The sequence below is a fragment of the Methanomassiliicoccales archaeon genome (assembly GCA_026394375.1).
GTDB lineage: Archaea > Thermoplasmatota > Thermoplasmata > Methanomassiliicoccales > UBA472 > JAJRAL01.
Map to the genome: position 1 here is coordinate 13,606 of JAPKYJ010000003.1, position 17,242 is coordinate 30,847.

23 protein-coding genes and 1 tRNA gene are annotated in these 17,242 nt (G+C 60.1%); 9 read left to right on the forward strand and 15 right to left on the reverse strand.

Translation table 11 applies throughout. From position 1 onward, the window contains the following. Window positions 1-246 precede the first annotated feature (246 nt). Both NT137_00110 and NT137_00115 read left to right on the forward strand, forming a co-directional pair. The gene (locus NT137_00110) at window positions 247-2,214 is read left to right on the forward strand and encodes an ATP-binding protein (protein ID MCX6651749.1); all 1,968 of its coding nucleotides are present in this window, start codon (window positions 247-249) and stop codon (window positions 2,212-2,214) included. Between the two features lie 358 nt (window positions 2,215-2,572). Further along, the gene (locus NT137_00115) at window positions 2,573-3,703 is read left to right on the forward strand and encodes a hypothetical protein (protein MCX6651750.1); all 1,131 of its coding nucleotides are present in this window, start codon (window positions 2,573-2,575) and stop codon (window positions 3,701-3,703) included. Here the strand turns inward: NT137_00115 and NT137_00120 are convergent. The 4 genes from NT137_00120 to NT137_00135 form a co-directional block, all read right to left on the reverse strand. Continuing rightward, window positions 3,700-4,158, reverse strand: a complete 459-nt coding sequence (locus NT137_00120; GenBank protein MCX6651751.1) for a hypothetical protein — start codon at window positions 4,156-4,158, stop codon at window positions 3,700-3,702. The genes NT137_00115 and NT137_00120 overlap by 4 nt on opposite strands. 92 nt (window positions 4,159-4,250) lie before the next feature. Beyond that, a complete protein-coding gene (locus NT137_00125) occupies window positions 4,251-4,853 on the reverse strand; it encodes a UPF0175 family protein (GenBank protein ID MCX6651752.1) in 603 nt (200 codons plus the stop codon). 367 nt (window positions 4,854-5,220) lie between these two features. Next, the gene (locus tag NT137_00130) at window positions 5,221-5,478 is read right to left on the reverse strand and encodes a hypothetical protein (GenBank protein ID MCX6651753.1); all 258 of its coding nucleotides are present in this window, start codon (window positions 5,476-5,478) and stop codon (window positions 5,221-5,223) included. A gap of 19 nt (window positions 5,479-5,497) precedes the next feature. Then, window positions 5,498-6,199, reverse strand: coding sequence for a hypothetical protein (locus NT137_00135; protein ID MCX6651754.1), 702 nt, complete (start codon window positions 6,197-6,199; stop codon window positions 5,498-5,500). Between the two features lie 90 nt (window positions 6,200-6,289). On the opposite strand from NT137_00135, the gene NT137_00140 reads away from it, so the two are divergent. After that, window positions 6,290-6,721: a site-specific integrase gene (locus tag NT137_00140; protein MCX6651755.1), complete on the forward strand. Its 432-nt coding sequence runs from the start codon at window positions 6,290-6,292 to the stop codon at window positions 6,719-6,721. 445 nt (window positions 6,722-7,166) lie between these two features. On the opposite strand, the gene NT137_00145 is transcribed toward NT137_00140, so the two are convergent. Beyond that, complete coding sequence (locus tag NT137_00145; GenBank protein ID MCX6651756.1) at window positions 7,167-7,346, reverse strand: hypothetical protein; 180 nt, start codon at window positions 7,344-7,346, stop codon at window positions 7,167-7,169. Window positions 7,347-7,444: 98 nt separating this feature from the next. On the opposite strand from NT137_00145, the gene NT137_00150 reads away from it, so the two are divergent. Then, window positions 7,445-7,927, forward strand: a complete 483-nt coding sequence (locus NT137_00150) for a hypothetical protein (GenBank protein ID MCX6651757.1) — start codon at window positions 7,445-7,447, stop codon at window positions 7,925-7,927. 437 nt (window positions 7,928-8,364) lie between these two features. Here NT137_00150 and NT137_00155 read toward each other — a convergent pair whose 3' ends face one another. From NT137_00155 to NT137_00185, 7 genes are all read right to left on the reverse strand, one after another. Further along, window positions 8,365-8,826 (reverse strand): hypothetical protein, encoded by a 462-nt coding sequence (locus NT137_00155; protein ID MCX6651758.1) that lies wholly within the window; start codon window positions 8,824-8,826, stop codon window positions 8,365-8,367. Continuing rightward, window positions 8,823-9,053 carry a hypothetical protein gene (locus NT137_00160; GenBank protein MCX6651759.1) on the reverse strand — a complete coding sequence of 77 codons (231 nt, stop codon included), beginning with the start codon at window positions 9,051-9,053 and terminating at the stop codon, window positions 8,823-8,825. Before NT137_00160 ends, NT137_00155 begins: the two co-directional genes overlap by 4 nt. A gap of 5 nt (window positions 9,054-9,058) precedes the next feature. Then, window positions 9,059-9,400 (reverse strand): hypothetical protein, encoded by a 342-nt coding sequence (locus NT137_00165; GenBank protein MCX6651760.1) that lies wholly within the window; start codon window positions 9,398-9,400, stop codon window positions 9,059-9,061. A gap of 2 nt (window positions 9,401-9,402) precedes the next feature. Beyond that, window positions 9,403-9,837, reverse strand: a complete 435-nt coding sequence (locus NT137_00170; GenBank protein ID MCX6651761.1) for a hypothetical protein — start codon at window positions 9,835-9,837, stop codon at window positions 9,403-9,405. Between the two features lie 152 nt (window positions 9,838-9,989). Continuing rightward, window positions 9,990-10,520, reverse strand: coding sequence for a hypothetical protein (locus tag NT137_00175; GenBank protein MCX6651762.1), 531 nt, complete (start codon window positions 10,518-10,520; stop codon window positions 9,990-9,992). After that, window positions 10,517-11,011, reverse strand: coding sequence for a hypothetical protein (locus NT137_00180; GenBank protein ID MCX6651763.1), 495 nt, complete (start codon window positions 11,009-11,011; stop codon window positions 10,517-10,519). The genes NT137_00175 and NT137_00180 overlap by 4 nt, the downstream gene beginning before the upstream one ends. A gap of 35 nt (window positions 11,012-11,046) precedes the next feature. After that, entirely contained in the window at window positions 11,047-11,982 is a 936-nt protein-coding gene (locus NT137_00185) for a hypothetical protein (GenBank protein ID MCX6651764.1), read from the reverse strand. 279 nt (window positions 11,983-12,261) lie between these two features. On the opposite strand from NT137_00185, the gene NT137_00190 reads away from it, so the two are divergent. Genes NT137_00190 through NT137_00210 form a run of 5 tightly spaced genes read left to right on the forward strand, consistent with a single transcriptional unit; the run spans window position 12,262 to window position 15,734 of the window. After that, window positions 12,262-13,656: a ParB/RepB/Spo0J family partition protein gene (locus NT137_00190; GenBank protein MCX6651765.1), complete on the forward strand. Its 1,395-nt coding sequence runs from the start codon at window positions 12,262-12,264 to the stop codon at window positions 13,654-13,656. Between the two features lie 40 nt (window positions 13,657-13,696). After that, complete coding sequence (locus NT137_00195) at window positions 13,697-13,891, forward strand: hypothetical protein (GenBank protein MCX6651766.1); 195 nt, start codon at window positions 13,697-13,699, stop codon at window positions 13,889-13,891. Window positions 13,892-13,895: 4 nt separating this feature from the next. Beyond that, window positions 13,896-14,111: a hypothetical protein gene (locus NT137_00200; protein ID MCX6651767.1), complete on the forward strand. Its 216-nt coding sequence runs from the start codon at window positions 13,896-13,898 to the stop codon at window positions 14,109-14,111. Window positions 14,112-14,128: 17 nt separating this feature from the next. Continuing rightward, the gene (locus NT137_00205) at window positions 14,129-14,305 is read left to right on the forward strand and encodes a hypothetical protein (protein MCX6651768.1); all 177 of its coding nucleotides are present in this window, start codon (window positions 14,129-14,131) and stop codon (window positions 14,303-14,305) included. A 1-nt stretch (window position 14,306) separates the two neighbouring features. Continuing rightward, complete coding sequence (locus NT137_00210; protein ID MCX6651769.1) at window positions 14,307-15,734, forward strand: phage/plasmid primase, P4 family; 1,428 nt, start codon at window positions 14,307-14,309, stop codon at window positions 15,732-15,734. 435 nt (window positions 15,735-16,169) lie between these two features. On the opposite strand, the gene NT137_00215 is transcribed toward NT137_00210, so the two are convergent. The 3 genes from NT137_00215 to NT137_00225 all read right to left on the reverse strand — a co-directional run bounded on the left by NT137_00215 (window position 16,170) and on the right by NT137_00225 (window position 17,193). Continuing rightward, entirely contained in the window at window positions 16,170-16,496 is a 327-nt protein-coding gene (locus tag NT137_00215) for a hypothetical protein (protein ID MCX6651770.1), read from the reverse strand. 318 nt (window positions 16,497-16,814) lie between these two features. After that, window positions 16,815-16,982 carry a hypothetical protein gene (locus NT137_00220; protein MCX6651771.1) on the reverse strand — a complete coding sequence of 56 codons (168 nt, stop codon included), beginning with the start codon at window positions 16,980-16,982 and terminating at the stop codon, window positions 16,815-16,817. Between the two features lie 137 nt (window positions 16,983-17,119). Next, window positions 17,120-17,193: transfer RNA gene (locus tag NT137_00225), tRNA-Gly, on the reverse strand. Window positions 17,194-17,242: the final 49 nt, after the last annotated feature.

Below are 17,242 nucleotides of genomic sequence, written 5' to 3' on the forward strand. Positions count from 1 at the left end.
TGAGCCTTGCCAGCCTCCCGCCGCGGGTATTCGAATATATAAGGATATGTATAGCATGCTCTAGAAGGATTCATTAGTTGCTAGGGGGAGGTCTTCACGGCCTAGGAAGGCGAATTTGAAGAGAAAGCTGGCGAAATCATCAATCCGGACCGCGAAGGGGTCGGGGAGCAACCCAGCGCGAAGGCGGCATTGAGTCCATCCAGATTTAGTCACGGCTTATCCCTGGCATTTGCCGTCGCCGCTTCCGTGGTCATCTTCGCGATAGACCTTGTCACGCCACTCGGTCTGGGCGTGAGCATGCTCTACATCGCGCCGGTGCTGATCGTGTCGCGCCTGGGCCGCCTGAGGCCTCTCCTGGCGGTCTGCGTCCTCTCGTCCTCCATGGTGATCACCGCATTCTTCTTCAAGTCCGCGACCTTTCCGAACGCCGTCCTCATCGCCGAGGTCAACCGGGCGGTCATACTGGGCGCGATCTGGGTCACCGCCGAGCTCTCGTACACGGCCGAGCGGGCGTCGGCGCGGCTGCTCGAGACGAAGAGCGAGCTCCTCCGGACCAGCGAGGATCTGCGCGGCCGGGTGGAGGTGCGGAGCCGCAAGCTGAGGGAGGTGGTGGCCCAGCTGACCCAGGCCAAGGCGGAGCTGGAGCAGAGGGTGGCGGAGCGGACGGCAGACCTGACCAATGCCAACGCGGCCCTCTCGGAGCAGAGGGAGCGGCTGGCCATAACCCTGGCGAGCATGGGCGACGGGGTCATCGCCACCGACGACGCCAAACGGGTCACGTTGATGAACGGCGTGGCGGAATCGTTGACCGGATGGAAGGCCGAGGAAGCGATGGGCGTGGACATCGCCGAGGTCCTCGTATTGGTGGACTCCCGGCGGCGGGATAAGGTCGCCAACCCGATGGTCGAAGTCCTGGCGTCGGGCCAGAACGTGGAGCTGGCCAGCGACGTTCTCCTGCTGGCGCGCGACGGGAGGGAGGTGCCGATCGCGGACAGCGCCGCTCCTGTAAGGGACGGCGGCGGTGCGGTCGTGGGCACGGTGTTCGTGTTCCGCGACATGACGCAGCAGCTGAGGAGAAATGAGGAGATGGAGCGCGCCAGCCGGCTCGATTCCATCGGGCTGCTGGCGGGAGGGATCGCGCACGACTTCAACAACCTGCTCACAGTCATCGAGGGCAACCTGGCCCTGTCCCGGCTCGCCGGGCATCCCGCGAGGGCCCAGGAGAGGATATCCGAGGCGGAGAGGGCGGCCGAGCGTGCGAGGAGCCTGACGAAGCAGCTGCTGACCTTCTCCGAGGGCGGGGAGCCGGTCGCGGAGGCCATCGACACGGCCGCCCTTCTAAAGGAGGTCTGCGCCCTCGCCCTCTCGGGCTCCAATGTTAAGTGCAAGGTCGGAGTCGAACCGGGCCTGTTGCCGATCCTGGGCGACGGGGGACAGGTGGCGCAGGCGCTGAGCAACGTGCTCATCAACGCCAGGGAGGCGATGCCCGGGGGCGGCGTGGTCATGATCGAGGCCGCGAACCTCACCGCCGGTCCGGGAGCGCAGGCCCTCCTGCCCGAGGGGCGGTACGTCAAGCTGTCGTTCAGGGACCGGGGCGGGGGCATACCCAAGGACGCCCTGCCGCGGGTCTTCAACCCCTACTTCAGCACCAAGGGCGAGGGGCGGGGGCTGGGGCTGGCGGTCAGCCACTCCATCGTCACCCGGCACGGGGGGCGCATCGCCATCGAATCGTCGGTGGGCGCGGGCACGGAGGTCACGATCACCCTCCCGGCCGCGGACGGGGCGCCCGAGGTCAAGGGGGCGCCGGAGATGTTCCCCGCCGCGGAGAGGCGCCGGATCCTCTGGATGGACGACGAGGAGATGATCCTGGACATGGGCGGGGAGATGCTCACGGTCCTGGGGTACGAGGTGCGGACCGCCCCCGACGGCGCCGAGGCCGTGAGGATCTATGAGGACTCGAGGCGCTCGGGCGCGCCCTTCGACGCGGTGATCCTCGACCTGATGGTGCAGGGCGGGACGGGGGGCAGGGAGACCATCGAGATGTTGCGCGCCATCGACCCGGAGGTGAGGGCGATCGTCTGCAGCGGCTACTGCAACGACCCGGTGATGTCCCGGCACGCGGAGTACGGGTTCGCCGCCGCGCTGCCCAAGCCGTTCCGGATGGAGGAACTCTCCAAGGTCATCCACGAGACCGTCGAGCGGCGGGCAGGCTGACGATCCGCGGGTAGATGCCGGCGATGAGTAACACAATCACCGGCTGGAATTCTGGAGGCCTCGTATTCCCCGGAGCAATACGGTGGGTCGGCCTCTGCGACGTTACAGCCTTTCCTTCATAATGTCGCAGAACCCTCAATATCATCTGTGGTTTCCAACGCTGAGGTGGCCGCGAATGACTAAGAGATGCAGTACCAATGTTACCCGATGGGAACCGACGAGCAAATATTAATAGCCTGGACGGGATAGTTTGCCCTGTGGCGATGCATTGCCAACCGGATGCCTTCGCCATGCATGATGCAGGAGAGGATCAGCGTCACTTCGCCCGGGCATTTGATGGGAAGGCGAGATGCGTTGTATGTTGGAGTGGGGCATTTTGAAAGTCCGTACGAAAGTGGAATCCCTTGATGCCGAGATGGCATTCAGGTCGATGAATGTCACGCTGGGAGACACAGAGTTTGCGACGCCGATCAAGGCTTCAAGAGCCGAGGCGTCGGTGGGCCCAGTCAATGAGATATTCAGGGAGCTGGACAAGGCAACGCTGGATGCCATCGTAAACAGCACAAAGACAGAAACCCTCGTGGCAGACCAGATTCTCAGGAAACAGCGACCTGGACTCAACCTCTTCTTCGTGCAATACCCTGATTTCATCGCACCCTCTGTCAAGGAAATGGGGGCGCTGGCCGACATACAGTACCAACGCAGCGACGTTGTGATCACACCTCTGTTTCCTGGTATCGGCAGAACTCGCGTCGGAGACGCCATCAGCGATGACTTGGTCCTATGGAACTCAAGGTTCATCGACGAGGTGGAGACTCTCAATAACAAGACGATAGTCGGAACGGTACCGATCTTCGCCAACCGCTTCGTTCTGAAGACGGTCGTAGACGCCCTTGTAGATCGGGGTGTCGTTCATTTCGCCATCGACATGCAAGGCAGGGTCTTTCAGGATACCTGGATGAGGGCTTTCCTAAAGATACTGAAAGCACACCTGCTTACGGACACCTCGATGCTTTATCTGATCAATGCCCGAGAGGGGATGCTCTCACAGAAGGCCGAGGAGGTTCTCGCCAAAGACTTCATCACCCCTGCATACAGCGTCGATGTGATAGGTCACAACCACGTCGCACCGCCTGGGATGGCTAGAATAGCCGATTCACGGAAACCGAGACCCCCTCCGCCGCCGCCATCGTGGAGAGAGTTCTCATCGGCAACATACGGATACAGGAGAATCCCCCTGAACCCCGTGGCAGCGAAGTATGGGGTCTCGATCGATCAGGCCCGAGCCCTGATCAAAGGCAGGAACATATCAAAACAATATGGGGAGACCCTCGTGATGCAGCAAGCGCTGGCTGAGGCGGGGACGCTCCTTCCACACATAGGAAAGAAGAAGATGGTCACCGCGAAGCTCCTGGAGTCCCTCAAGAAATTCAGGAGGGAGACGCTCGAGAGCGAACGGATTAAGCAAACCAGCCTTTTCGACATCTAGTTGGCCAGCCTGTTTAGTATGTCCTTCGAACATCTGAAGGAACTTCTTCTGAGGTCAGAGCAGACCAATAGTCTCTCCTCCGGGGTTATGGAGCCAGTCTCTGCGAGGCGTAAAATCAGACCGATTGTCCCCGTGTGCTCAAGGGAGAGTCCCCTCACGCCAAAAGCTCCCTTGAGTTCCGAATCTTCAAGCAGCTTCGGCAAGGATCTCCTCATCCTGCCGTCGTCCGTGACGAAGAAACAGCGATGACCCTCAGCTGAGAAGACGGTCACTGCAAGGAGAAACGAGGAGAGCTCGCCCGTGTGCAGGTAAGGGTATCTGTTGCTCAGATAGGTCAGAAGATGCTCACGCGCTGGATGGGTGTTCCGCAGCACAGCGATCCCCCGAAGCAATGTTTCAGCATGAAATGACTTGGCCCGCCCGAGTTCTTCTCGGACCTCTTCGCTGATGACCACCCGATAGCGTCGAGTGCAAGGAGGCAAAAGCGCGACGCTCCTGATTTCGCGAGTCATCGCCGAAATGACGGTGGCATCCACGACCTTGGCTGTTATTGAGACCGCCAGCAGATCCCCTTCTTCTCGATGAGGGCGGCGAAACTGTCTTGATCCATGTCAGCGATCTGCGCCGCCTTCGCGATACTGATCTTGCCTTTCCGGAGAAGGTCCGCGGCGTAGTCCTTCCGGCTACGTTTCAGTTCGTCCCACTTCGTGGACTCCGCGATGTACTTTGGATAGCAGGCATAGACGAAGGTCATGATCTCTTCGTCGGGGAGGTCATTGATGAACTGCTTGAAGTCCTCGATCGTCCCCACGAGCTCTTTTCTTGGCTTCAACTGGTGGAACAGTTCCCGCCCATTCACAGTGAGATTGTACGCCGAGCCGCTTCGCGAGACGAGACCCGCCGAAACCAGCTCTTCCAGGACGCTCTCCACAGTTTCGCTGTAGGGGCCTAGGAGATGCGGTTCATAGTCCAGCAGCTGGCCAAGATCTTCGAACACGTTTGAAACCAGGAAAAGGAGCTTCTGCAGCTTCACCTTGCTCCTCAGGGGCTCGCCGAGAGCCCCGATGGCGAAGAGCAAAACCTTATCCTCGTCGTTCAGTTGCTCAATGTAATTGCTCGCTATCGTACCACTCCCGACAATATAGGTCATGACTTGGGTTAGATTTTAACTCTGGGGAGGCCGAAAGTGACTCACCCGCACGGGAATGATACGGGCCATGGCAATATGAAGGACAAACCTGCGAACAGCCAACCTCAAGCCGACCACCATGGGCAAGTCATGAGATCATCTCCTGATTCGCATATGCCCCGACAATCCAGGGTCTCGCGCTCAGGAACAGCCCGGAACCGCGTCCTGGCTGCCAATCCGCGAGTAAATGTCGATGGAGGGCCACGCGATTGGCGGCCGAAGCTCCAGAGGAGGACGTCGACGATAGGGAGGTTGGTTGTAGCGGAGGGAGCGACGATGAGTTCGGAAGGGCGCTAGGCTTCTCCTCGAGGCACTTCAGATGAAACCACTATTTGAGCAATGACTCCATCTGTGAGGTCCACTCCTCAAACTGCTTGGCCATCTTCCTCTCAAGTTCCCTCTGGATTTCTCCTCTTCTTTGCGCCATCTCACTGCGCAAGGCCTCCCCCTTCTCTTCTATTTCCTTGCGTTGCTGCTGCACGAGCTTGGCAAGTGCGGCATTGAACCCTTCTCGCGCTCTTTGCAGTCTTGCATCGACATCTTCCGTAGGATTTGCCAAATAGTCACCCTTGGCTATCATGCCCATGCTGCTAGAAATGCATTCTTCATTTCGGATGCCGATTGATGGGTGGCCCTGTGGCCGCGTCTCTCAATTCCATCCGTATCCTTCCGTCCAATCTATTGATCTCCTCTTGGAGTCGCTCGAGCTCCGTTAGTTCAGACATATGGGTCTTGACCACCTTGTCATGGAAGCGGGTGAAGAAACCTCCAATCAACTTGAAATGCTCCTCGGCCATCTCGAGCAGTCTCACTTCCTTTCCAGCGTTTCGCAGGAACTTCTTGCTTCCAGCGTTCCAACTGTCCGCTTTGAGCAGCCCCTCCACGCTCAGCACGAGGTCTGTAGTTGTCTGGTTCCCTTCCCTCTCGAACTTCATGACACTGCCAATCGGAGGGATGTCCCGGTGCATGCAGAAATCGCTCAGGTCCTTGACGAAGGCCCACAGAGGGGATTCCGACAGACGGCCCGTTTCTTCTTCATAGACCTTCAGCAGGCTGGCATCTGTTTCCTTCTCAGAGAAGCGCTGGATCTGATACCTCAATGCCCTCGTCGCCCAGAGATAGTTGTTCAGGTGTCGCAGGGTAAAAAGCCAGAAGGATTGCATTCTCTCCGGGTGGTTTCGATCGAGCAAGGGAATTGCCACCTCAGGATTTGAGAAGGAGGCTAACTGGTCTCGAAGGGACTTGAAGTTGAGCACAACAATCTCGAACCCTCGCCTGAGATTTGCCAGCCTTCTGTAGACCTTCATCCCTTCGGATGATTCCATTTTTTGGCCGAGGGCGAGCGATCGTACGGAACCGCAAGGGACACCGCCATTCAGCCTGACGGTATCCCTTTCTTGAAGAGGTACGTCAAGGCAAGGAACGAAAAGTTGGCTGTTGAGTACTTGACCAACGTTGAAGCATTATTTCCCGCGATCCAGGACATTCAGAAACGCGGGGATGGCTACTTCGCATGCAACAGCCTGACCAAACTGAGGGCGAGGGTTACCGAGGATTCGGGCATCATCTTCGACTTGAGGGCGTGTCGCCGTACCTTCGGACAAGAGAATGTCAATATGGGCGTACCTTTGGACGCGGTATCTCGTATGATGGGGCATTCTAGCACTAAGACCACTGAGAAGTACTACTGTCGGAAAACGAACGACTCGGCGATCCTTGAGGCTCAAAAAATATATGCAAATGCAAGCAAGCCCCAAGAGATAGCCAGATGTCAGGAGCCGAATTATACCCCTTCTGAGAAAAAATCTTGGTTGCCTGGATATTGCTGAAGTGCGGGCGTCGGCCCGCGATTCCGACTCAATCCAGAAATACATTTCTTGAATTCAATAAATGGTTTTCCGCCCTCGATACGTCCAGCAAACCCGTTCCCGATCTTGAGGGAAACGCTTTACTCTCTTTTTCCTTCTTCCTTTTTTATGGCCTCAGAAAACTCGAAACGGATGCTACCCTGCCCCTGTGATACGAAGCATCGTAAGAGGCGTGCTCCGGCCATCGAGTTCCAATGGGCGCTCGTCTGGCTAGCCTTGAGGGACTGACAGCCCCCCTTTCTTAATGAGAGAGAGCGAGCCAGGCATCCCTTGTGCCTTTCATAGCCAGGCATTGAGCCGACCGAAGCCGAGCGAAGGCCAGATGGTCATTGTGCCCTCGATAGCCAGACGTCTCCTCGCGCGCGCGATGCGGCCTCGAAGAAGTAAAATAATCTGCGAGGCGCGCTTAAAGGACCCTCTTCTCGGCCTTCACGATCACGTCGCCGGCCTCGTTCAGGTAGTACATCGCCTTGCCCCCGATCTCCGCCTCTAAGGTCTTCACGACGTCCTTGGTCAACGTGACGCGGTACTTCTCGCTGATGTTGCTGGTTCCCAGGAACCTTAATCTATCCTTGCTCGGTGCCACTTCTCTCCCAACCCTTACAAGTGTCAACGGTATCACCAGATATAAGTATTCGGTAGCGCCTGTGTTACTCGTAGCACCATCGCTACGGACGTGGAACCATGAAAAAGGAGATCGAGGACATGAGCGACGAGTATCTGCAGGGCGTTGAGGACTGCGCGAACTTCGTCTATAGCTGGATCGAGGAACACAAGGAGCTGAACAAGCTGAGCGATATGCTGATGGACATGAGGGGAAGCATCTCTGAGGAGCGGTTGGCGCGGTTCCCAGATGTGATCGGGTTCGAGGTGCAAGAAGCGCCCTACGCGCCCGAGTATGCAACCACCCTGCAAAGAAGTGAGATCATGGCGGAAGAGGAAACCCCGATGAGGATTGACATGACCGATCTCAAGGCCATGCAGCTGCTCGATATGCTGATCGACGCGGGGACCGTTTCGATCGGCGCAGACAAGGCGGAGAAGTGCCCGGTGATCAAGATGCTTTACGACGTCAAGGAGCAGCTCAGGGAGCGGCTGAACCACGATCTCGCCGTGGAGTTCCAAATCCGCCCTGCAGAGTGCAATGGCTGCGAAGAGCGCAACTAGCCCGACCTCCGAGTGTACGCCAACGACGACCTTCCCCGCGCCGGCACGGGATGCACGCCGGCACGCCAATTTTCCTCTCAGGGTTTGCGATGCCTTTTTCACCATCCCTGCGGCTGTCTTCTTCATGAACGATGCGCAACAGCAGGGCGAGGGTCCGGACGCGCCTCAAGAGCCTAAGCGCAAGGATTCGAGCATCGCCAAGGAGATGTTACAAATGGAGTCTATGAACTGCAGGAGGCGCTTACGCGGCGCCGCGTAATCGACCCCCTCCTCGATGCACAAATGTGGTTATTTGCGCGCAAATAATCAAGAGCGGTCCGGATGGTCCTGTCGGATGATCAGGGGCGGCCCTCGTCGTTCCTAGGGGCCTTTTCCGCCTATCGGACGCCCTCGACCTCTCTTTCTACACGGCGCCGTGTAAACCGTGCCTTGGATCTTCAAGATGGAGGGGACAGCGTCAGGATGGTACGGCAGCGCGATCCTTTCGCCCTGCACTCCTCGCTCTCGCACTCCCTCAAGTCGCCGCCGAGCTCGAGCCCCTTCCCGCAGCCGTCGGCCGAGAGGATCCTCCCCTCCTTGTCCTTGACGACGATGAGGTAGCACGAGCCCAGCAACCAGGCGCGCGGGTCCTCCTGTCTCCACTCCGGCGAATGGAGCTCCTCGCGCCGCCCGGTGAGGACGTGGCGGTCCTCCCCCTTCACGAGCGCGCAGCTCAAGCAGGTCTCCGCGTCGCGGATCCTGCCGCACGGGGGCGCGAGATGATGCTCCTCTCCCCTGCTGCCTAGGTAGATCGGTGCTTGATCCAGTCCGAAGATCACGGTGCACTGGTGATCGTCCGTCTTCTCGCCCGCGTGCAGTTCCGTCTCCAGCTTCTCGAGGCGCATCTCGATCCCTTTCATGCCTTCCCTCCGTCCACGTCGATCATGCGTATCCGCGTCTTGTCCCGATCGGGCACGAGGCGGCAGTCCCCACACTCATGCAGGTCCTCGGAGAGCTCCCTGCCTTTCGGGCACTTCGGGATCTCGGTGAGATGTCCGTCCTCGGCCTCGTCGACGAACAGGACGCAGCGCCCATCCCCAGGCGCGAGCTCCTCCTCGACGCGGCCGATCCTCTCTTTCAGCCCCATCGCGATCAGTCTCCGGGTCCGCGATGCGCGGTTGTCGAATTTCCGATAGGCGCTTCCAATGCGTCCCAGGCGCGGCCAGCGAGTTCCTTGTCGTTGATGATCAGCCGAAAGATCCTGCTCGAGGCGTCGACCTTCGATCGGTCTTCCTTGCCCGTCCATCCGGCGAGCCTGAGGAGATCCTCGTGGGCCTGCGGATCGTCGAACGCCCGCCTCGCTAGCTCCCTCGCCTCCGGGTCCTCGAGGAAGGCGCGTTCCCGCTCCTCCTCGAGCCGGCGGGCCGCTCCGACGTCCTGCCGCTCCGATTCGTCCCGCAACACGCGCTCCACGCTCCCGACCCTGTACTCCATGCTCATCTCCTCAACTCCTTCACCATCTCCTCGAGCTCGCAGATCCTCTTCTCGAGGTCGGAATGTTCGATCGTCGTCCTCAGCACGTTGGCCATGCTCGATAGGGCAGACAGCTTCCTCGCCGAGACCTTGCCCGCCGCGCCCGCATTGAAGAGGATCGAGGCGGCCTTGCGGAGCTCCTCGAGGGACGTTATCGGACGGTCGACCCAATCGGCCAGGCCGTCGTGCGAGTTCGCCTTCCGCCCGCCGTTCTTGCACGACCTCACGCGCTGCGCCACGATCTCCGGCCGCTTATCATGGTAGTAGCAGAGGGCCGAGTCCTTGAGCGCGTAGGCGCGGCAGCCAGCGCCATTAGCGGAGACGTGGGAACAGCGCTTCCTCTGGGGCTCTGAAAGTGGCGGTTTCCTCGCGTCGTCCCCTGGGTCCTGATCTGCCACGTCTTCACCATCCATCTAGCTCGATGAGGCCGCCGCCCCCGTCAAGAGGAAAGGAAGGAGCACGAGGGCCATGGCGCTGGGGCGATGACCGGCCAAGACCTTTCAAAGCTGTACCCTCCCCACTGTCTCCCGGAGGCGGACGGTCTTCAGATCTACGCCCCTGCCTCCTCGTCCTCGGCGGTCTCGGCGCTCGCCTTCTGTGCGATCAGCTGCCTGATCGGCGCGCCCATCGTGAGCTTGATCTCGTACCGTGCCCCGCACTTGCAACCATACTTTCCTTCGACCGTTGGATAGGGGTTCGTGATCAGGATGACGGTCGACTCCGTGCTGGTGTAGTAGATGCGAGCCTCTTCCTGCTCGGCCATCACGATCATCTGCCTGAACTCGGGGATGGTCTTCTGGCACGCAGGGCACCGGATCTCGTCGAAGTCTTTGATCCCGGGCCGCTGCATCTCGCCATCGATGAAGAACAGCATCCTGGCGTTGTAGGCGTTCAGCAGCCGTTCCTTGATGAGCCTGACCCTCTCCCGCTCGTTCTTCTCGAAGGCCGCTTCCTTCTCCCATTCGATGCGTTCCCTGGCCGCCTGCGCCTCGTCGAGCCGCTGCTTCCCTACCTGCTCCCGGGTGATCCCCTTCTCCTTCAGGATCTGGTCGAGGACCTGGGTATCGGTCGCCCTGATCATTCGGAATCACGCTCCTCCAACGATTGGGTGCGAGCGTTCCAGGCCATGACCGTCCTCGGCCCGAACTCCTTCTCGATCGATTCCCTGTCCAGGGGGAGGCCGTTCTGTGAACTGACAGTCTGCTTGAGATCCTCCCACGCCGCGGGACTGCTCATCTGGCCGTTCACCGCAGCGGAGATCAGCGATGCCGCATACGTCGCCGGCCGCAACACGTTCAACTCCGCCTGCGCGTATAGGGCGGCGAGATCGTCATCGGAGATCGTCACCGAGACACTGACCCCGCGCTTGCTGGACGGCGAAGCCTCCGTAGTCCTGTTCGCGTTCATTGCGGCGTTGATGGCGCAGACCAATCCAGGAACGCGCTTCGACGCCCTGATCATCAGAGCCAGCGAGGCACTGGCATTAGTCAGTGGTTTCAGGCCGTTCTTCTGAGCTTGCTCCTTAAGGCGGTTGTAGTCGCTCGACGCGAGCGTAAGGCTGATTTGTCCCATGCCAACGCATTGAAAGGCATTGGGATAAATGGAGACTAACGAGCCTGGTTGTTATCGACTCGTTGGATCAACATCTCATTTCGCTCCTTCTCCAGCAACTCCGCTCCGAAGATCTCGATCAGTCGTCCCTCGACGTGATCGCGTATCTCCGGCGACGATGCCACTGCCATCATAGCTGAGTAGGAGTCAACCACATCCTTGCCCGCCCAATAGAGGACTTCTTTGCACAGAGCGGCGCGCGTCCGTTTCAAGAGGATCATAGGCGTCAGCAACTCCCAAGGCTCGGGAGACCACCCCTCTTCGTAAGTGCCCAGGATCAGCCGGTAGAATGTCATCCACCTCGCCCTTCCCTTCTTGCTTCTGGCGTGTTCAATTCGCCTGGATGTGACCTTGAGAATACCGACTTCCACCAATGCATCGACCGCTCGCTGGAACTGCATGTCGGACGCAAATTCTGACCTCATCATTGCCTGAGCTTCATGGATCCTGGAGATTGAATAGAGGCGAGTCCGGGGCACCCAGCCATCATAGAGCATGGTCCGCATTGTCGGTGAAACGCCTTCTGGTGGTGTCCTTGTCCGCGATTCCTTGAAGATGATCCTAGCCAGCTTGACATCCTTCTTCCTCTCCTTCTGTCCGCGGGAGGTCTCAGACTCGTATCTCTCGAGCTTGCGGTCAAGGAGCACGCAGCGGGCGAATGCATTATCGACCTCCTCCCATGTCTGCGTCGTGGCGTTCCATCGATCGGTGCTCCGAACAACGAGAGCATGACCTGGGAGATTGCAGCGGGATGGAGCCTTTCCAGGAGATTTCCCTTCCTCGAAGTCCGTCAGTTTCTTGATGAGGGCCTCCTTATCCATCTTGAATAGCTCGAACAACTCGCGCTCTCCGTTCCCATGGAGCCATCCGATCGGACACAGTCGCTTTACCCAATTCCATTCCTCCTCCACTTTGTCAGATGTCCTCTTCAAAGGCCGGCCCCCTGCATTTGACTAACGTTTTCGTTAGTGATTCGTCCTATAATAAACCCTTGTCCGATTGGTCCGTCGAGGCGGGCAAATGACAGAAAGAAGAGTCTCCTTCGGATGTTCCTTGAGAGCGGACTTGCTGGCTAGAGTGGATGCTGGGAGAGGACTGATTCCTCGCTCAAGATATATCGAGCATCTCCTCGACAAAGCATTGGAAGACGAGGCGGGGGGATGCATCGAGCCGCACGCGCGATCTAAAGTGCGGCCGAAGGGGGCGTCCCCATGATCACGCACAAAAGCACGGCCGCCACCGAGGAGGAATCGCTCGAACGGTTCTATAACACGGTCGCAAAGTACGGGCACACGAAAGACGAGTTCACCATCCTTAGCATAAAGAAGGACGGCCGGGGCACGTGGACCATCTCGTACGAGCGTGCGCGGAAGCCCTCCACCGAATTGCCGAACGCGCAACTCTGCGATGCATGCCGGGCCTGGAATCCCAATAAGGGGTGTTCGGAAGGCAGCCGCCCAGGGACCTGCGGGCACAGCATCACTATCAGCACTGCGGCGACGTCGGAGAAGAAGCCGATCATCTCAGCGCCGGCGCCCGCACCACCGCCGACCGTGGATCAAGTCCCGGTCGAGCTCCCCCTGTCGGCGATCGTGATCAGCGGCCGCAACCCGAGGAAGCACTTCGACAAGGACAGGCTGCATGACCTGGAGGAGTCGATCAGGGCGCATGGCGTCGTTCAGCCGATAGTGGTCAGGAGGAAGGGCTCGAAGTACGAGCTCATCATCGGCGAGCGGCGCGTCCTAGCCGCTAGGGATGCCGGCCTGCAGAAGATCCCGGTCATCGTCCGCGAGTTCTCCGACGCGCAGCTGCTCGAGGTGATGCTGGTCGAGAACCTGCAGCGCGAGGACCTTGATCCGATCGAGGAGGCGGAGGCGATCAGGCAATTGTTGGAGGATGGTCATCTCACGCAGACGGAGCTCGGAAGGCGTCTCGGCAAGAGCCAGGATTGGATCTCCCTTCGGCTTCGCCTCTTAGAATGCCCCGAGGAGCTGCGTTCCCTCGTTACGAGGCGCCTCGTAGAGCCTTCGGCCGCGGCCGACGTCTTGGGCAAGCGCGACGATCCCGCCTTCCCGACCCTCATTCAGGCACTGCGAGAGGAGGCTGAACAGCACGGCAAGGTAACGCAAGCAAGGACCCGGGAGCTGATCAAGGGAACGATCCCGACAGCGCCATCGCCCCCTATAGTGAAGGAGTCCGAGCCTGCGGAGGACAAGGAGGCCGACTCAGAAGCGGAGCTAGTTGAGAAGGAGAGGCTGGCCCAGATCGACAGCAGATCTGAATCATATGAAAATTCATATGAAAAGCCCGAGCCAGCATCCGCGATGCCTCCCAGGGAGTCAGTCTTACCTACTGAGTTACCTACGGACCTACCTACCGAGTGCCATGTCCTCAGCTGCGGCGAACAGACCGAGCCCGGCGGCCATTGGTGCTCCGAGCATCTGACGCCGGAGAGCAGGAAGCCCAAGGAGACGGCCGAAGAACCCGACCCCAACGAACGCCGCATCGTCACGCGAGCGCAGTATGCCCTGCAAGGCCGGAGGCTCTTCCTGAATCCAGGCGATGAGAGGCCACCGAAGTTCGAGGAACTGCCGGAGGTGCTCTGATGGCGATGGCTGTCTACCTCGAACCCCAAGGGGTGCGGCGATGAAGCGCCTCATCATCGAGCTGGAGGATGAGGACTACGCGGTGATCGAGAAGACCTGCAAGGAGGGCAACATGAGCATGGATCACTATGTGGGGGTCCTCATGCGATTCGTAGTTGCGTTCCTTGGAGGGCGGGCTCCGGAGTTGCCTGAGATCTGCATTGCGCCTGACAGCGAGAGACGCGAGGGGACGTGATCCGTTGAGGCCAGAGCGAAGTGAAGAACTGCGGATCCTCATCGGCGAGACGCTCGGCGGACGAATTAGGAAGAGGGCGGCTCAGCTCGGCGTCTACCCGGGCGACTACGCGAGGGAGCTGCTGATCCGGGCGGTCGACAAGGACCTGCGCCGCGACATCACCGCCGCGTGCCTGTTGAAGGATGGACGGCCATCCTGCGGGAAGACGCGGCCCGACTGATTCTCGGAGGCGATCAGATGGACGGGAATATCGAGAAAACGAGGACGCGGAAGCCCCGGGCGACCGTGTATCTGGCTGACGATCGGGCCTATGAGGAGATCCTAGAGCTCCTCCGGGCGAGGGTGTTCATCGTGTACACGAAGACCGCGAGCACGACGTGCCATAAGCTCGTGATCAAGGAGGAGGGATTCTAGCATGGTCATCCTGAGAGACCGCGACTTCAATGGCGAGATCTTCAACATCCCCGAGCTCAAGGAGAACCTGTACTTCCCGGATCCGAGGACCGTCGCAAGGGAGGACAGGAAGGCGAAGCTCGAGGTCAACCCCAAGGGCGTCGCCAACGTGATCCTCGACCGGTACCGCATGGTCACGCTGATCGACTCCGGCGAGATGTTCTGCTACGAGGATGGCGCCTACGTTCGCGGCGCGGAGGCCCTGGTGCAGAACGCCTGCGAGATGATGCTCGGTGAGGGCGCCTCCAACCATATCGTAAAAGAGGTCCTCGGGCATGTGCAGCGGTCGACGCCGTTCGACCGGGCGCTCGCCCTCGATGGCACGAAGCATCTCTGCCTCTCCAACGGGATCCTCGACGTCCTGAGCGGGGAATGGCGCGACCATACTCCGGACGACGTTTTCTTCATGCACATGCCAGTGACCTACAATCCCCAGGCGACGTGCCCGAGGATCGACGGGTTCATCTCCCAGGTCTTCGCCGAACCCGACCGCGAGCTCGCCTACGAGATGATCGCCTACACCCTCGTGCCCGGTTACCCAATCCAGAAGGCCTTCGCCTTAGTCGGATCCGGGAACAACGGCAAGAGCACCTTCCTTGGCCTTGTCCGGGCCTTCCTCGGCGCGGGGAACATCTCGACCAACTCGCTGCAGGACCTCGACGAGAACCGCTTCTCAGCCTCCGCCCTCTACCGGAAGAAGGCGAACATCTGCGCCGACCTCAGCAGCCGAGAGCTGCACAGGACAGCGATGTTCAAGGCCCTCACCGGCGGCGACCGCGTCCGTGCCGAGTTCAAGCACGTCGACGCCTTCGAGTTCGAGAACTCGGCGAAGCTCTTCTTCTCGATGAACCAGGTCCCGCTGAGCGTCGACGACACCGAGGCGTTCTACCGGCGGTGGATCCTCATCGACTTCCCGTTCAGGTTCGAAGGGAGCAACCTGAACCTGAACAAGCTCGCGGAGATTACCACTGGCCCCGAGTTCTCCGGCCTGCTGAACAAGTGCCTGGAGCTCATCCCCAAGATCCTAGAGCGCAAGGGCTTCACCAACATGGAGACGACGGACGCGGTCAGGCAGAAGTACGTCCGCATGTCCGATTCGGTCTACTGCTTCGCTGAGGAGCAGCTAGAGGCCCTCCCCGGGGCGTGGGTATCGAAGCGCGAGCTCTACGCCCGATACCTTGAGTGGTGCCGCTCAACGCGCGTCCCGGCCGTCAAGGAGCGCAAGTTCAAGGCCCGCCTGCTTGAGAACATCCCCTCCGTCGCGGAGGGGCGGCAGAGGGACGAGGAGGGGCACAAGGTGCACGTTTGGGAGGATGTCCGCCTCAAGGGGGCCGACGAGATCGCGGAGGACGAGAAGGCGCGACAGTCCGAGATGGGGGACTTCCCATGATGCGCCGCCGATCGAGTCTCAAAGGTGGTCCAACAGCCAGACGTTCAAAGGACCAGGTATCCCACCCTCTTTCACACTGCACGCGCAAGAGAGAGAAAGGACTTAGAGTAATAGTGGGCGGGAAGGTGGGTTATCCGGTCCTGCCGACTGCTGGCCCTTGGACCGGATTCGCGGACCTCATCAAAGCTTCACCGATCGAGGGGGCGGACTCTCAGGGATGACGAGCTCCGCCGCCGTGCCCGCCGGACTGCAGTTAAATACGCTGCAGGCGCATCTTCTCCCTGAAAGGAGGAGCTATGCCGCGATCGGAGTTCGCGGCGAGCTGCTCCCCGTGGTCGAGAGGCGCAAGCCCGGGCCGAAGCGGGGCGTGCTGGACGTGAGCCGGTACCCGTTCATGGCCTGCGCGAACCGCTACCTCGACGAGGTGGGGCCGGCCTATTCGGAGGCGACGGTCAAGGAACTGGAGCGGAGGTTTCGGCGCATGGCGAAGGACTTCAGGACCCTCATGGAGGCGGGCAAGGTCGAGAGTGATCGCCCGGACCTGATGAAAGAGAAGGAGGTCCTGGCGTACATCGGCCTGATGAGAGGCAGGAAGCTGGCCGAGAGCGGGATGGCGCACAACCTGTCGGCGCTGTCCGGGCTGCTCATGTACAACAACAACACGGCGGTCGAGCGGACCCGGAAGCGCTTCCCGCAGATCTTCCCGAAGCGCAAGACGGTGAGGAAGGACCCGATCAGGCAGGACGCGGCGGCAAGGATCATCGAAGCGGCCGCGGGCGCGAGCGATTGGAGGCGCCTGCAGGCCTACGCCCTGGTCGTCCTGGCCCTGTGCACCGGCCTGCGACCGAAGGAGCTCCGGCTGGCGGAGGCGGAGGACATGGACCTCAAGCTGCACACGCTCGGCGCGAAGCACGTGAAGGGCGAGGGCACGTACGGGCGGCCGCGGGAGGTCCCGATCCGTCCGGAGGGATGGGCCACGATCGAGCGCTACATGAGGATGAGGGACGAGATCGTGGCCGAGAAGGCCCCGGGCAACCCGGCGCTCTTCCCCGCCTTAGGCGACGCCGGCGGGGATGGGTTCTACGCCTCCAACAGCCTCACCAAGGTCAAGGGCATCGTCGAGGACGAGCTGAAGGTCAGCTTCGAGCTCCGGGCCTGCAGGCGGACCTTCGGACAGGGCTGCGTCGACGAGGGCATGTCGATCGAGGGCGTCTCGGTCCTCCTCGGGCACGCGACCACCAAGACCACGGAGAGCTACTATTGCCGCAAGCGATCGGACGTAGCGATCAGGGAGGCTCAGGCGCTGTGGAACGCGCCGCTGCCTCCGGGCGCAAAACCGCCAACATTGAATTCTAGAAACGGACCGTCTGGCTTGAGCAGGGAAGTGCGGGCGTCGGGATTTGAACCCGAGTTTCAAGCTTGGCAAGCTTGAGTGATAACCAGTCTACACTACGCCCGCTCGAGCATCTGCCCGAATGTGCTAGAGTATAATAAAGTTTTCAGACGGC